Below are 14030 nucleotides of genomic sequence, written 5' to 3'. Positions count from 1 at the left end.
GCTCGGTAACGCCCGCGCAGCGATGGCGCAAGCAGTTCAGCAGCTCGGCTGCCCTCTTCACGCCGCAATTTACAAATGCCGTGCAGTGACTCGTGCGCGCGGGAGATCGCACAAGACTGGCGGGACCCACCGATCGAGGTTCAACATGAGCGATCCAATCTTTCGCAGAAGTGATGGTGTCTGGCTGAATGAACCGGAACGATGGACTGCGCAGGGCGACAGCCTCCGGATCGTCACTGACAACGCCACCGATTTCTGGCGGGAAACCCACTACGGCTTCAATCGCGACAGCGGGCATTTCCTGGGCTTCCCCACCGGCGAGGCCTTCACTGCCGAGTTGCATGTGCGGGCCGACTTCGAGGCACTCTACGACCAGGCGGGCATCATGGTCCGCATCGACGCGGAGCATTGGGTCAAGGCCGGCATCGAGTTTTCAGACGGACGCGCCATGCTTGCGAGCGTGCTGACCAACGGGCGATCCGATTGGGCGACCGCGCCCTATGAGCAGGATGCCCGTGACTTCCGCCTGCGCGCAACCGTCGCGAACGGCGTCGTTCGCCTCCAGGTTTCGGCCGATGGCAAGCTTTGGCCCCTGATGCGTCTGGCGCCATTTCCAAGGGCGAACTCCTACCTGGTGGGACCGATGGCCTGCACGCCCGAGCGGGCCGGGTTGGAGGTCGCTTTCTCGACCTTCCAGCTGACACCACCGCTCGGCAAGGATCTCCACGATCTCACCTGAGGGCCGGCCCATCGTGGGAGCAGGATTTCAAAGTATGACCCCAGCCCGCTACGTACTCCTGGATCTCGACGGAACGCTCGTTGATTCGCAGCCGGGCATCTTCGCAAGCTGCATAGCCACACTTCGCGCGCTCGGACACGAGCCCGGCGCAGCGCTCGACATCAAGCGCGCCATCGGGCCTCCGCTCGAAGAGATGCTGCAGGCTTTGTTAGGGGCACGCGGAGACGACCGGATCGATCAAGCCGTGGCGGCCTATCGTCAGCACTACGGCGAAAGCGGCCTGCTCGGAAGCGAGCCTTATCCCGGAATTGGCGTCGCGCTCCAGGACATGCGGCAAGCCGGATTGCGACTGTACCTTGCGACATCGAAGCGCGAAGTGTTTGCCCGGCGCATCCTGGAGAACCTGAAACTGGCCGCGTATTTCGACGGCATCTATGGCTCGGTGCCCGACGGCAAACTGGATCACAAGCCTGAGCTGCTCGCCCATATCTTGTCTGAACAGGATGTCCATGCTTCGCACGGCCTGATGGTCGGCGATCGCCGGCATGACATCGTCGGGGCACGCGCGGTCAACATGCGCTGTCTTGGCGTTCTTTGGGGATATGGCAGCCGAGACGAGCTTGAAGCGGCCGGCGCCAGCCAGTTGGTGGAACGGACTTCCGATCTCGCGCGCCTGGTCTTATCGATGTTGAACGGATAGCCTCCGTTCGGCCGCACGGCGGAAACAGCCAAGCGCTACCGCGTATTTGCCCCCGTAATGCCTTTGCGCGCCGCCCTGTGCTCGATCCACATGCAGCGGCGGGCGGCCCCGCCTGAGCGCGCGACGCCGGATGTTCCCTCGCCGGCCAGCAGCAGCGGCGCCACGTTCCCGCGCAACGCGCGGCAGTGCTCGAGCTCGGCTTGCCAGTCGATGATCCGCGCCTGAGCGCCCGACGCGATCAGCGCCAGCATCGCCATCGCAACACATGTCGTCTTCATCGATCCCTCGCCGGCGCACATCGTGGAAAAATGACAAGTGCAGTTTGTGCCAGACTGTCGCGCACTGACGAAACACCCTGTGTCATCGGACGAACACCCCGCGGCAGCCACATCAGATGCATTCCATATCAGCTTCTACCATAATGTGCACGGGCGAGTCGGGGGAGCAAATGATGAGCGGGATTGGGGACGATGCCGAGCTGGAAGAAGTCGTGGAACGAGGAAGACATCAAGAAACTTAAAACGCTCGCCGGCACGATGCCTGTGACGATGATTGCAAAGGAGCTTGGCCGCACGACCGGCACGGTGCTCGCAAAGGCCGTGGAGCAGAATATCCCCATCAGGCACCGGACGGACGAGGTGGCTTAGCTAGTCCGTCTCGCGCGTTCGCCGGTAGCGAAAGTCGCAATGACCGGCGCCCTGCATGATGGTCTGCGTGCGCGTGAGGCTGATGTCGGGGCCGAAACCCTCCGCGGTCGCAAAATCCGCGGTGCAGACGAGGAGGAAGCCCAACTCGGGCTCGCCGAGCGCGTGATAGAATTCCGCATAGGCGCATCGCCTCACGTCGAAGGCGAACGCATCGTGTGACTGCTCGATGATTTCGAGCTCGAGCGCGTGGTCGCGGGCGTAGGTCCTGAAAGCGGACGACACGGCCTTGCCGAGATCCGGCTCGTTCTTCGCCCGCCAGAATTCCTCGCCGTAGCGGCGATAGAGATCGCCGAGCGTGTTGCGCACCAGCGCGTTCGCACGCGCTTCGCCAAGTTCCATCTGGAGCGCCTTGACGAGGGGGATCAGGACCTGTGCCTGGATTTTTGCCTGCTCAATGACGGAAACGCTCATGGCGGCCTCGCGTCGGAGATGAAGGAATAGCGAGCCTAGCCAGGATGGAGCGCAGCGCAATCGGGGAAAACGTGCCGGAGGATAGGCCCCCGGACTTCGCTTCCGGGCGACAGGCAAGAATGCGCGCCATCAGCTCCGCAACAGCCGCAGCGCCCGGCCCTTGTGGAGAGCGACGTGATCGGTCTTGTCGCTCCTGATCTCGTATTGCGGATCGTCCGGGCTCGCGTGATGGACGTAGCCCTTGTAGGTCACATCCTTCCGGTGCACGCGCTGGATATGACCGCGCACCCGGCCGGCCTCGGAATTCCAGCTCACGTGATCGCCCGTCTTGAAGGTTTTCGGCATGGCGAACCAATGCCGGGCCTTGTCTGGCGGTTCCGCGGTCCCATCCAATAACGACAGGTGCGTTTCCGCTTTCGCTTCGCTCCAGCTAGGCCGGACACGCTTCGCGCATGAGTTTTGGCTGTGCCACGCGAAGCCGAAGGCGAAGCGTGGTGGGCACGACAGGGGCGAAAGCCAAGAACAAGATCAATGACTTATGCACCCTCACCGGTTATTCAGGCGCCTTGATCGCAAACGGGAACTTCCAACGGCGCCCGCCCCATCGCGATCCTACTCGAACATAACCATGAGTGACCGCCCAGCGCGCACGCGACATGATGCAGGAGACCATCGCACCGTTGAGCGATGGTGCCACTATCAGCCTTCCGACTCTCACCAGCTGATCTGCCCAGCTCTTGCCGGTCAACGCGGTGTCCCGCCGCCAGTTACACCACGCTGGGATGAGAGCGCCGTCTCGTCGCGAATGGCTGCCACTCAACGGTTCTCAGATTCGTTTGCTGGAGCCGGAAGAGTTCCGCGAACCGAGTGAGCTCCCTCAAATTGATCACCCCCGGCCGGAATCTGGAGCACCGGAATCAAAACCTGCTTGATTATCAAACGATTTCAAGCCGCGTTTGGAAAAAATGGCCGAATTTGCCTCTAGTAATATCAACTGCTTAGCAGGCATTTCCAAATAAGGATGCGCCTCTCCCTGCGATGACAGTACCCGACTGCAGAGCGCGACATCGATACGTCCGAGGGCGTCGGGGATTTGAGTCCCTGGAGCGCTACCTACGTTCCCCCCGACAGCTCTCCGCCGAGTTCTTGGTATCCGTGGCATAACGTCAGCGTTGCGGATATGTATGCTCTCCCTCTCCCGTTGCCCCGCGTTCCCGGCCCGCTGTACGGCCTCATAGGGCGTCGCCCCTGATGCCTGACGCTTTGCGCCGCCGCTCCCGGTGTGCGGTGTGCTAGGCTCCTCCGTGTCCCAGCGGCGTGGTTAGTCTGGCCGGTCGGAGGGCGCTGTGGCGAAGCAGCGGGTTCAAAGGCGATTAGCCGCGATCTTGGCTGCCGACGTGGTCGGTTACTCTGCGTTGATGCAACGCGCCGAGGAAGCCACCTACGCCGAGTTCGAGCGGCTCAAGCGAGAACTGATCGAGCCAAGCCTCTCCCGCCACGAAGGCCGACTTATCAAGACAACGGGCGATGGCGCACTTGCCGAGTTCGCCAGTCCATTAGCCGCTGTGGGATGCGCGGTTGAGATACAGGATGGTCTCGCTTCAGGCAGCCATGGCTTCAAGTTGCGCATCGGGATCAATCTTGGTGACGTAATCGTTGGAACCGGCGGCGATCTTTTTGGCGACGGGATCAACATTGCTGTCCGGCTGGAAGGGGTCGCCGATCCGGGCGGCATCTTGATTTCGGAAAAGGTGTACAGCGAGGTCGAGGGTAAGCTGGACGTTGGCTTCGAGGACCGGGGCGAACAGCAGCTAAAGAACATCACCAAGCCGGTTCGCGTCTACGCTGTCCGCGCGGGCGAGCATAGCTCGCTGATCGAGAGGACAAGTGCCGCACCTCCGCTACCCGACAAGCCCTCCATCGCCGTGCTGCCGTTCGAGAACATGAGCGACGACCCAGAGCACGAATACTTCGCGGACGGAATGGTTGAGGAGATCACCACCGCGCTCTCCCGGTTCAAAACGCTGTTCGTTATCGCCCGCAATTCGAGTTTCACTTTCAAAGGCCGAACTGTCGATATCAAGGAAGTCGGGCGTCGGCTTGGCGTGCGTTACGTCCTTGAGGGGTCTGTGCGCAAGGCATCAGGGAAAGTTCGCATCACAGGGCAGTTGATTGATGCGATAACAGGAGCGCACATCTGGGCGGACAGGTTCGAGCGTGACCTGACCGACGTTTTCGCTCTGCAAGACGAAGTCACAACCGCTGTTGTTTCAGCCATTCAGCCCAAATTGCTTCAGGCAGAAATCGCAATGGCGACGCGGCGGCGACCAGACAATCTCACCGCCTATGATCTTTATCTCCGAGCTATGCATCAGTACTATCCGATCACCCGCGAAGGGTTCGCCGAGGCGCTAAGGCTGGCTCACCGCGCTTTGGAGCTGGACCCTCGTTTCGGCCCAGTCGCCGCTCTGGCAGGCGTCTGTCACTCGTTCAATGTCCTTCAAGGCTTCGCTATCGATCCGCAATCCGAGCGCAAGGAAGCAGTTCGGCTTCTTCGCTTGGCTTTGAGCGTCGACGACGGTGATCCGGAGACGTTAGCATGGGCTTGCCGAATTTCGGCGTACATGGTCGGCGATTGTGAAAGTGGGATCGAACTGGCTGACCGGGCGGTAGCGCTCAACCCGAATTCATTTGACGCCTGGCACTCCAGAGGTTGGGTCTATAAAGTTGCTGGGCTGCCAGATGAAGCAATCCGCAGCTTTGAACGGGCCATTCGGATGAGCCCAGTGGACCCGCTACACCTATCCTATCTTGGGATGGGGATATGCTTGATTGAGCTTCGTCGCTTTGACGAGGCCATCGTCGCAGGGAAGAAAGCCCAACGTCAGAACCCCTCCTTTGAGGCAGTTTACCGCTGTCTCGCCTCCGCTTTCGCCCATCTCGGACGTGACGCCGAGGCCCGTGAGGCGGCGGCGCGTCTGCGTGAGGTCGATCCCGGCTTTACGATATCTTCGTGGATCGCTCGCGGCGGACAATCGAACGCGAAGCTGCTGGTTGAGGGGCTTCGGAAAGCCGGGTTGCCCGAGTAGTTCTCCAACTGCGACGCACTGATCGACTGATGGCTTATGGCCCAAGCGGCGGTCCAGGAAGGTCTGCTCTCGCGCCGCCGTTTGGGGGCTAAGTAGAAGGGGAGCCCCTAAGGATCTTACTCTCTTGGTCGGCACTGGGATGCCGAACCACAGATACGACTATTTCTTGAGCGGATCGTCTGCGAATAGCACAGGTCTTCGCCAACAACGGAGTTCGCGCATGACCACGAACAGCACCGGTATCCCCGAAGGTTTCGAGCCTCACTTCCGCAAGAGCCCTTTCACCGATCCTTGGGAACCGCTCTATTCGAAGCGGACGGACAACGCCGTGATCATCGGACTATGGCTAGCCAAGCCGCACACCAACGCGCGTGGCAACGTTCATGGCGGGTTGATCTCCGCGCTTGCTGACAACGCGATGGGTAATAGCTGCGGACAAGCGATTGGCTGGGCATCGTCGCTGGCGACGATCACTCTTGCGGTCGACTTCACTGGCATCGCGCAGATCGGGCAATGGCTCACCGTGGAAAGCGAGGTGATCAAAACCGGTAGAACGATCTGCTTCGCGCAAAGCCTAATCAAGGCCGACGACAGTATAATCGCTCGGGCAAACGCCACGTTTCGCGTGGTGCCGAAGCACGAGGGTGACACTCATCCCCGTTAGCCGCTGACGCCCGCACCAAACAATCGGCCTGAGAGAGCTTTTAGATGAATCAAGGTTTGCTTGTCATTCGCGACCCGGTCGAGCCAGCGATAGTCCGCTATGCCGCCGAAAAGGGGAAGTGAAGCTGGCGCGAGACCGGGGATAGCGGCCCCTTCGCTCAGGCGTCGGGTCCTCTGGGCCGCGTGAAAAACGCGGGGGACGCGCGACGGCCTCTATTGAGAATATCTGCTGCCAGAAAATCCGTGGGTTGCAGTTCCGCTTATTCGATCACTTCGTCTGCGCGAGAGAGGAGCGCGGGCGGGAAGTTGAAGCCAATGTTCTTGGCCGTCTTTAGATTAACAACGAACTCTAAGTGCGTGGGCTGTTCAAGTGGCAGGTCCGCTGCCCGCGCGCCACGAAGGATGCGAACCACGAGATCGCCCACTCTCCTTCCGGTCTCGGGCAAGTTCGGCCCGTACGACATCAGACCACCATCGCGCACCAAAAAGCCAAATTCATAGATGGCAGGCAGTCGATTGCTCTCAGCGAACTCCATGACCCGCTTGCGATTGAGCATGGTTAGGGTATCCGAGACCATCAGGATGGCATCGGGAGGCGAACGGGTCATCTCGGCAAAAGCGTTTCCGAAATCGCTCGGCTCCCGAACACCGAAAGTCTGAACACCTACATCGAGAACCTTGGCTGCGGCTTCGGTAGCACGAGAGCGCAAGGTCATTGCGAGGTCTGCTGCGTTGAACAGCATCGCCACCGTTTTGAGGTTCGGGATGGCCTCCTTGAGAATTTCAAGGCGCTTGGCACTAAGTTCGGTTGCTATTTCGGTCACGCCCGTCAAATTGCCGCCAGGATGCGCAAGGCTTTGGGCCAAGCCTGTCGCGACTGGATCACCCGCACCAGAGCAAACAATCGGCACTTCGGTCGCCAATGTTTTCGCCGCAAATGCCGCTGGATATCCGAACGTGATGATAACGTCGACTTTTGCTGCCCTTAGCGCTTCGACGTTCTCGGCGAGTGCGTCACCCCACCGCGCTTCATATTGAAAGTTGCGGCCTTCGGCAAAACCGTTCTCCGCCAAAACTTCCTTGATCGCCTTGCGCCGTTCCTCGCTTTCACCAATTGGCCTGTTTCCGAGCAGACCCAGCCGATAGGTCTTGGCCTCTGCACGGGCGGCAAACCACCAAACGCTGCCGACGCAGAAACCCATAATGAATTCGCGCCGTCTCATGGTTCACCTCACAAAAGAGAGGTTTTGCTTTCCAATAGCATATGCGGGGGCAGGCGCGCAGCACTGCTGCTGTAGTCTTAGGGGGCTTTGGGTGTTCGGGGTTGGCTCATTCGCGACCCGGTTGAGGAAGGGCCACCCCGGGGCTGGCCCACTCTGCTGCCGGACGCGGAAATGGGCTATCCTTGACGACGCAAGGAACGAACAAGATGACCGAGACCGTCAGCGCCTCGGCCCTAGCGCTGCATCTCGATTGCAGCCGGGCCTACATCGGCAAGCTCGAAGCGGAGGGCGTGATCCAGCGGCAAGGTGACGGCTTCCCGCGTGACCAATGCCGGGTTGCTTACCTGCGATACTTGCGGCGCGAGCACAAGCGATCACCTCGCACGGAAGCCGACGCTGATCATGTCAAGGCCAAGACCGAACTTCGGCAGATCAAGATCGAGGAAAAGAAGCGCACCTTGGTGCGGCGTGACGCGGCCGATGAACTAATCGACCAGATCGCGGGCACCGTCCTGACGCATCTGTCCGGCATGTCGGCGCGGTGCTCGCGCGACATGCAGGTGCGGCGCAACATCGACGCGGTCGTAGATCAGGTTCGGCGCGAGATCGCAGGAGCCTGTCTCGCCAAAGCGGACGAAATTAGCGGGCCTCCGGTCGATGAACAGGACTGATGTTCCGGTCAAGGCAGTACGCGGTGTGGACGATGTCGAACGCGATGGGCAGCAAGAGACCGCCCGAAGGCGGTCTCACACTCAGGAGAGAAGGACCTTCCGTCAGATATCAACTTGGATCGAAACGTTCGAGCGTACCCAATCCGATTGCCCAGCCTTCAGCCGCTTAGCTTGGAATTCTGCGAAAGCTGGATCGGCACCAAGTGAGGCGAGGGTGCGCCCATAAGCCTCTATACTATCGAAGCGAGCGACGAAGGCGTAGTTCCCGACCTCGCCACCTATCACCGACCAATAGCTAACGTCGGCCCCGTGCTTTCTCCAAAGAACTGCACCGTCCTTTGCAAGCTGCAAGACGGTCGCAAGATCGCTACCGGGTTTTGGATGCGAAACGAACTGCATAACAACTGCAGGCATTTTCCCCTCCATTGATAAATTAAATATGGCGCCGAATAACCTGATGGGTCATTTAGCGCCAAGGAGGGTTCCAAACGGGGCGGCCTCAGGCTTGATCTGGATTAATCGGCACGCGGTTTACACGAGCAGTGAGGGCCGCGATGGATCGGACGTTCACGACCTGCTCCGCTGCTTGATCGCCCTCAGCCGATAGGCTTCCTCGATATACGGGTTCGGCTCCGTGGGCTCCGGCACCGATCGCCTTGTGCCCGTCGCGTTGTCCACTGCAATTGGTAGCGGCTTGCCTATCCGGCGCCGGGCGGCGCATCTTCCTGGCATGGGCACAAAATCACGCGAGACCATTTACGGCGGCTCGGTCCAGGCAGCGGCAGAGCGGGCGAAGGAAGTCCGCACGGAAGCCGACCGGCTCACCTGCGAGGCGTGGAATAAGCGGATGCTCGCCTTCAAGGGACCGGCGCAGCCGTCGCCCACGTTGGGTGATGCCCTCAATGCGGGTTACCATTACCTCGAAGTCAGATGTCTCGGTTGCGACACCAATCAGACCGTCGCTCTCGACATCGTGCGCCGGCCAAAGGCGACGCCGGTTCACGAGCTGGAGCGCTACATGCGGTGCAAGGATTGCTCGGAGCTGCGGGGTTATCCGTATAAGAGAAATCATCTCGTTGCGCTGCGGAGAACCAAGATCTCGGCGAGCGATCCGCCATCGCATTGGTGGCCGGGGGAGCGGTGAATCTCATTTAGCCAAGCCGGCTGCTGGCAATGCCTAAGAAGGGGATCATCTAAAATGGATTCCTTTACTGTTCCACCCGAGCTGAGGGGTACGAAAGGCGATATCGTCGCTGCCAGAATCGAAGTGCCCATTCTTGTTGTAATGATTTACGGTATCGTCGGATTCATTCGATGGGGCTGGTCTCTAGATCACTACTTTTACACTTACGCACCAGTTCTAGGCGGCGTTGCTGCCTCGGTAGGTCTTTTTACCTACTTTTTTCTTGTATCAGTGGATCGCAAGCGGAGGCGGAAGACTCTCCTAGTTCAGCTCGGACTTCTTCCATATCTCTATTCGCTATACATCATCGGATTTTTTGGCCTGTACACGATATTTGAAGGCGTCGTCGGCGTGTTCTCATTCTGGTCAATGATCGGTGGGGTCTTTTGGGTTTTTCTTGGATTTCATCTGAGCTATCGGTTTTATCGGATGACAGAGATCGTCAGGCAACACGATGAAAAAACGACGTAGGCTGACTCAAGGTGATGAAAGCTAGAAATAGCATTAGGTCACTTTAGTTAGCGAAAGGAACAGAATCGGTTTAATGTGAAACCTCTACAGCATCACCACCAACCGCGATCATCGCGCTATTCCGGGTCATCAACCGATACGTCGGCAACCTGCCGCCGATGACTGGTGTCTTTCCCGACTACCCAGCACCAGTGGTCCGCAACACCGACACCGGCACCGAGTTGATCATGATGCGCTGGGGCATGCCGCCGCCGCCGCGAACCGGCGGCCCGCCAGTCACCAACATCCGCAACACCTCATCGCCGCACTGGCGAGGTTGGCTCAAACCTGAGAAAGCCGCTGCCTCGTGCCGATAAACTGCTTCGGACGAGTCTGGCTATATTACGAAGATGGTCACCCGACCGTCCGCTGCTTCATGCCGGTAGCATTACATGATGTGATCGCCCGTATCTCCGCGAACGACACCCTCCATGCGTCACGCGCGGGAGCCGATTGCAGCCAGCGGCGACTGCATCTCCAGATCATTCATTTCGCGTTGTGGTTGGATTTTTAGCCGCGGGGCTGCTCTCTTTGGTTGAAGAACGAAATCCTGGTGAAACAGAAGACTGCTACGAGTAAACCAAAGCTCTTGCGGTTTTTGGCTGCATTCCAATTCGCATCGGCAGAGCAGATCGCTTTTTCGAGCTTCCGGTGTGTGAAGAGGTTCACATTGGACCGCCGCCAACGGCGCTAAGTTCAATGCTGAAATTTGTGACCTCTGTAGTCAGAGGCGATGCACCATCATCGTAGGCACCGTTTGCGCCTTCCCTCTGCTTTTCAAAAGAACAACAAACGAAGAAGAATTCCCCTGTCCCCGACCCGCCCACGACGGCGAATTAGGGCTCCACTTCATCGATCGAATTGTAGTGGGTATCAATTTCTCGAGGGGAGGATCTAGCATGACACGTCTTGCTCTGATCGCAGGCATTGCTGCCGTCGTCGCAACTGCCGGAGCATCGGCCGCAGAGCTGCCAACGTTTGAAGTGATGGGGTTTCCGATCTCGCGACATCAGGTTGCCGTCTTGGGGTCGGCCAATGTTGAAGAACCGTCAGCCGTTCCCGCGCTGACCCTACAGGGTATGCCTGCTTCTCCAACTCAGATCGCGATTTTGACGCCGCGTTCGACAGTGCTTCAGGCAACGGCCGAGAGGCTGACACCGACCACTGTTGGCCTCACTGTTAAACCCTAACTCGCCCATGGTGCCCGCGATGCAGTACCTTCCACACCCTCTGGATCAACAATACAGGTCAATCTGGAAGCAGTTTCACATCGGTTCACGGGTGGTCGAGTTCAGATTAAAGACGCCACCCAACGGCTGGATATTTCGTATGCGCATCCCTTAGCGAGGAGAAATAACCATGCGCTTTACTTACATCGTAGTTGCGACAATCGCCGTGACGATCGCCACTCCCGTCGTCGCCGACCCAAGTTTTACGAGCTATTACCTCGTTCAAGACAAAGAGACGAACACGTGCAAGGTCGTGGACGTTAAGCCAACCCCTAACGGGGTTCCTACGCTTGTTTACGAAAGTCGTGCGTTGGCTGAAGCTGCTATAGCTCAAGCATCCGCGTACGACTTTTTTGACTGCAGCATCACCGGTTCATCTACTGACGTCGCTCAAAAAAATTAGGCCGTGTGAGTGTCCCGCCAGCCCCGGACCTGGGGCCTTTTCGTGTGCGCTCGCGGATGACGATCACAACAACGCCGCCCGCTTGAAATGAGTGCAGGCGGCACTGCTCCAGCCCCGGGAGGGAACTAACAAAATCCCGGTAAGCATTAGTGTGCACGATCCATGCCAAGGTTTTGTGTCTTGGGGCCGGACACTACACACGCTTTGGCAGCTTAGGGACACTGGCGAAGAAAGCCCGCCTTCGGTCACGCACAAAGGCGGGCTAAGTAGGGGCATCAAACCTAGGAGGAATGACGCTATTATTGGTTCACGGGGCGGGGTTAAAGGTTCACCCGCCGGCATCAATCGGGGAAATTCTGGCGAGACAAATTGTAAGCTGACGCGGCATTCACTGGCACGTAGGCTAGTGGCACGCTTTGGTCCGGGAGTTTCGTTATGCGTGCCTCGCCATCGATTGTGCCCCAAGGGGCCGACCAAAACACCTATCTCGTGCTGGAGGACTTCGGCCGGATGGGCTGCTACTGGCGCGAGACCGACGCCGACAACGCCGACCGCGAGACGCTGATCCGCGACCTAGTAGAAGGCCAGTATAGTCATCCAGTCCGTATCGTGGCCTTCAATACCGCCGAAGGCTGGTCCGTGACGCGACCATGGATATCGCCGACGAGCTGCGCCGACGCTACGCTGAGTTCGGCAAGGTACCGAACTCGATCCTCGATTTCATGGATGCCAATCGGCGCTGAATGGCGATGTCTGAGGCGCGCGCTCGTCATTGCGCGACGTGCATTCACTGACGCCTTCCGACTCGAGCTCGCCGCCGGAATCGAGCCTGTGCAGGACGGCCGAATTCATATCGAAAAGATCAACGCGCCCTTCCTCTACACGCTGAAGGCCAGCGGCGAGGAGTTCGGCGCTAGCATCAAGCACTGCACGAGAGCGGAAGACCGAGGCCGCCAGCTAGAGGCTGCGATCCTGTTTGGTTCTCAACGGCACAACCTGACATGAGCTTTTCCGGTTGTAAGAGAACAGAACGTGTCTGTTTTCCACGATCTCCACACCGCTGCACGAGAGGCGGCCAAGCAGGCGGTCTTTGTCGTTGGTGAGGAGAAACGATCGACGCCACGCTGAATGCCAGTATGCACGCAGCGGCCAATGACCAGAGGGCAATGGCAATCTCTTTGGGCATGGCGATGCAACACCGCCCCCAATTCAGCGGTTCCTGCGTCCAATTGAGGCGGTCTCAATCGTCCCAGAGGCGCTCGCCGCACTGGCATTCAAAAATGTGGATGAATTTCCCTGTTTCTTGATCCACGAAAGTCCGGATCAATTTCAGTCTTTGTCCGCAATAGTGGCACGTTCTCGTTGGCTCGCTGGGTCGAAACTCCGCAACTTTTTGAGCGCTAAACAATTCCATCCTTTGCCTCCGGCAACAGGACTTGCGGTGACTATACCAAAACTTGCTCTCTGCTCGATTTAACCTAGGACACTTTGGTTATTCTTTTTGGGTTGGCAGGAACGTCCGCCGCGCCTAGTTACCGATCCACTGAACTGCATCCGATGGCCCGGGAGAACAGCCGGAGCTGAGGGCACATCCGAGATGAGTGACCACGAAGGAGACCACCCTCGCGTTGCGGCGCACACCTAGGAGAAAAGAGCGGCCCCAGTTCGGTACACAACTGAGGCCGCCATGCTGCCAGTGCTCCGACCCGGACTGGGGAGGCCGATCGGAGTGGATTTAGAACGAAGTAAGCTCAGGCGCGTTCTTCCTCGGCGCTCATGGCTAATTCAACTCGAGGAGCCGGTCAGCTTGATGGATGATCTAATCGACAAGATCATTGCGGCGGCTGCCAAAGGGCAACCGGTCACTTACTCTGATGCTGAGAGCGAGCTACGGAAGCGCGTTTCAACGTATATCGAGCTATTGTGGTCGGCCGGAAAGCGGGACCCTGAGGAATTGACCAATCTGGGCTTGGAGTATCTGCGGAAGCTCGTTGACGGATCTAATCCCAAGTACAGCGGATGCTGAGAGGCCGATAAACCTGGCTCCGTCGATCTGCTCGACGATAATCAATTCGCGTACTGTCAGCGCGACAACAGGCCCGCCAGCGTGAACCGGCGGGCCTTTTGCTTACCGCCTCAGCCGGCGGGCGGGCGCTGCCGGACGCTGGGACGACGTCGTTTCCTCGCCACATTCGCCCGTTCTCTCTGATCCGTGTTCAAACGCGGAAAAGGACGCCTATGTGTCAAACGCCATCCGGAACTGCCCCCTTTGCGTCATGAAGAACTGCCCCCACCCTCGGTTTCATGATGTCGTTTGATGGTTGTTTCCGCCGGTGACGGGACGGAGGGAGGCGGAGCCGACCGGAGGGCCGTCACCGGCGGCCGGCGCCTTGATGAGGCCGCTCTTCCGTTTGGCGCGGAGCCGGTAGCTGTCGCCGCGGATCGTCAGCACGTGGCTATGGTGCAGGAGCCGGTCGAGGATCGCGGTGGCGACCACGGGAT

17 protein-coding genes and 1 pseudogene are annotated in these 14030 nt (G+C 59.0%); 12 read left to right on the top strand and 6 right to left on the bottom strand.

Annotation, left to right across the window (positions count from 1 at the left end):
* Positions 1 to 145 precede the first annotated feature (145 nt).
* Together YUU_RS0125720 and YUU_RS0125715 are read left to right on the top strand one after the other, a co-directional pair.
* Positions 146 to 739 carry a DUF1349 domain-containing protein gene (locus YUU_RS0125720; protein ID WP_027524957.1) on the top strand — a complete coding sequence of 198 codons (594 nt, stop codon included), beginning with the start codon at positions 146 to 148 and terminating at the stop codon, positions 737 to 739.
* 34 nt (positions 740 to 773) lie between these two features.
* Entirely contained in the window at positions 774 to 1439 is a 666-nt protein-coding gene (locus YUU_RS0125715; protein ID WP_027524956.1) for an HAD hydrolase-like protein, read from the top strand.
* A gap of 35 nt (positions 1440 to 1474) precedes the next feature.
* On the opposite strand, the gene YUU_RS0125710 is transcribed toward YUU_RS0125715, so the two are convergent.
* Complete coding sequence (locus YUU_RS0125710) at positions 1475 to 1717, bottom strand: hypothetical protein (RefSeq protein WP_027524955.1); 243 nt, start codon at positions 1715 to 1717, stop codon at positions 1475 to 1477.
* Between the two features lie 192 nt (positions 1718 to 1909).
* On the opposite strand from YUU_RS0125710, the gene YUU_RS60350 reads away from it, so the two are divergent.
* Positions 1910 to 2086, top strand: a complete 177-nt coding sequence (locus YUU_RS60350; RefSeq protein WP_198031827.1) for a hypothetical protein — start codon at positions 1910 to 1912, stop codon at positions 2084 to 2086.
* On the opposite strand, the gene YUU_RS0125700 is transcribed toward YUU_RS60350, so the two are convergent.
* The gene (locus YUU_RS0125700) at positions 2087 to 2557 is read right to left on the bottom strand and encodes an L-2-amino-thiazoline-4-carboxylic acid hydrolase (RefSeq protein WP_027524954.1); all 471 of its coding nucleotides are present in this window, start codon (positions 2555 to 2557) and stop codon (positions 2087 to 2089) included.
* Between the two features lie 129 nt (positions 2558 to 2686).
* Positions 2687 to 2902: a DUF2945 domain-containing protein gene (locus tag YUU_RS0125695; protein ID WP_027524953.1), complete on the bottom strand. Its 216-nt coding sequence runs from the start codon at positions 2900 to 2902 to the stop codon at positions 2687 to 2689.
* A 1001-nt stretch (positions 2903 to 3903) separates the two neighbouring features.
* Between YUU_RS0125695 and YUU_RS0125690 the strand changes: the two genes are divergently transcribed.
* Both YUU_RS0125690 and YUU_RS0125685 read left to right on the top strand, forming a co-directional pair.
* Complete coding sequence (locus YUU_RS0125690) at positions 3904 to 5646, top strand: adenylate/guanylate cyclase domain-containing protein (protein WP_027524952.1); 1743 nt, start codon at positions 3904 to 3906, stop codon at positions 5644 to 5646.
* 220 nt (positions 5647 to 5866) lie between these two features.
* Positions 5867 to 6310: a PaaI family thioesterase gene (locus YUU_RS0125685; protein WP_027524951.1), complete on the top strand. Its 444-nt coding sequence runs from the start codon at positions 5867 to 5869 to the stop codon at positions 6308 to 6310.
* A 259-nt stretch (positions 6311 to 6569) separates the two neighbouring features.
* Here the strand turns inward: YUU_RS0125685 and YUU_RS0125680 are convergent, their stop codons facing one another.
* On the bottom strand, positions 6570 to 7532 hold the full coding sequence (locus YUU_RS0125680) for an ABC transporter substrate-binding protein (protein ID WP_084801563.1): 963 nt from the start codon (positions 7530 to 7532) through the stop codon (positions 6570 to 6572).
* Positions 7533 to 7738: 206 nt separating this feature from the next.
* On the opposite strand from YUU_RS0125680, the gene YUU_RS0125675 reads away from it, so the two are divergent.
* Positions 7739 to 8203 (top strand): hypothetical protein, encoded by a 465-nt coding sequence (locus YUU_RS0125675; RefSeq protein WP_035663373.1) that lies wholly within the window; start codon positions 7739 to 7741, stop codon positions 8201 to 8203.
* Positions 8204 to 8305: 102 nt separating this feature from the next.
* Here the strand turns inward: YUU_RS0125675 and YUU_RS0125670 are convergent, their stop codons facing one another.
* Positions 8306 to 8617, bottom strand: coding sequence for a hypothetical protein (locus YUU_RS0125670; RefSeq protein WP_245288100.1), 312 nt, complete (start codon positions 8615 to 8617; stop codon positions 8306 to 8308).
* Between the two features lie 316 nt (positions 8618 to 8933).
* On the opposite strand from YUU_RS0125670, the gene YUU_RS0125665 reads away from it, so the two are divergent.
* The 6 genes and pseudogenes from YUU_RS0125665 to YUU_RS62770 all read left to right on the top strand — a co-directional run bounded on the left by YUU_RS0125665 (position 8934) and on the right by YUU_RS62770 (position 12533).
* A complete protein-coding gene (locus tag YUU_RS0125665) occupies positions 8934 to 9347 on the top strand; it encodes a hypothetical protein (protein ID WP_027524947.1) in 414 nt (137 codons plus the stop codon).
* A gap of 54 nt (positions 9348 to 9401) precedes the next feature.
* Positions 9402 to 9857, top strand: a complete 456-nt coding sequence (locus YUU_RS0125660) for a hypothetical protein (protein WP_027524946.1) — start codon at positions 9402 to 9404, stop codon at positions 9855 to 9857.
* Positions 9858 to 9948: 91 nt separating this feature from the next.
* Positions 9949 to 10221, top strand: a pseudogene (locus YUU_RS61365) (SOS response-associated peptidase); the annotation flags it as partial.
* Between the two features lie 574 nt (positions 10222 to 10795).
* Complete coding sequence (locus YUU_RS56675) at positions 10796 to 11086, top strand: hypothetical protein (RefSeq protein ID WP_084801562.1); 291 nt, start codon at positions 10796 to 10798, stop codon at positions 11084 to 11086.
* A 169-nt stretch (positions 11087 to 11255) separates the two neighbouring features.
* On the top strand, positions 11256 to 11528 hold the full coding sequence (locus tag YUU_RS0125645) for a hypothetical protein (RefSeq protein ID WP_027524945.1): 273 nt from the start codon (positions 11256 to 11258) through the stop codon (positions 11526 to 11528).
* A 435-nt stretch (positions 11529 to 11963) separates the two neighbouring features.
* A complete protein-coding gene (locus tag YUU_RS62770; protein ID WP_371260504.1) occupies positions 11964 to 12533 on the top strand; it encodes a hypothetical protein in 570 nt (189 codons plus the stop codon).
* A 1297-nt stretch (positions 12534 to 13830) separates the two neighbouring features.
* Here the strand turns inward: YUU_RS62770 and YUU_RS0125625 are convergent.
* Positions 13831 to 14030: ATP-binding protein (locus tag YUU_RS0125625; RefSeq protein WP_027524943.1), on the bottom strand; the 200-nt coding region annotated here is incomplete at its 5' end.

The sequence above is a fragment of the Bradyrhizobium sp. Ec3.3 genome (assembly GCF_000472925.1).
Lineage (GTDB): Bacteria > Pseudomonadota > Alphaproteobacteria > Rhizobiales > Xanthobacteraceae > Bradyrhizobium.
Note: the sequence above shows the minus strand (reverse complement) of the source record. Positions and strands in the feature narration are given on the sequence as shown.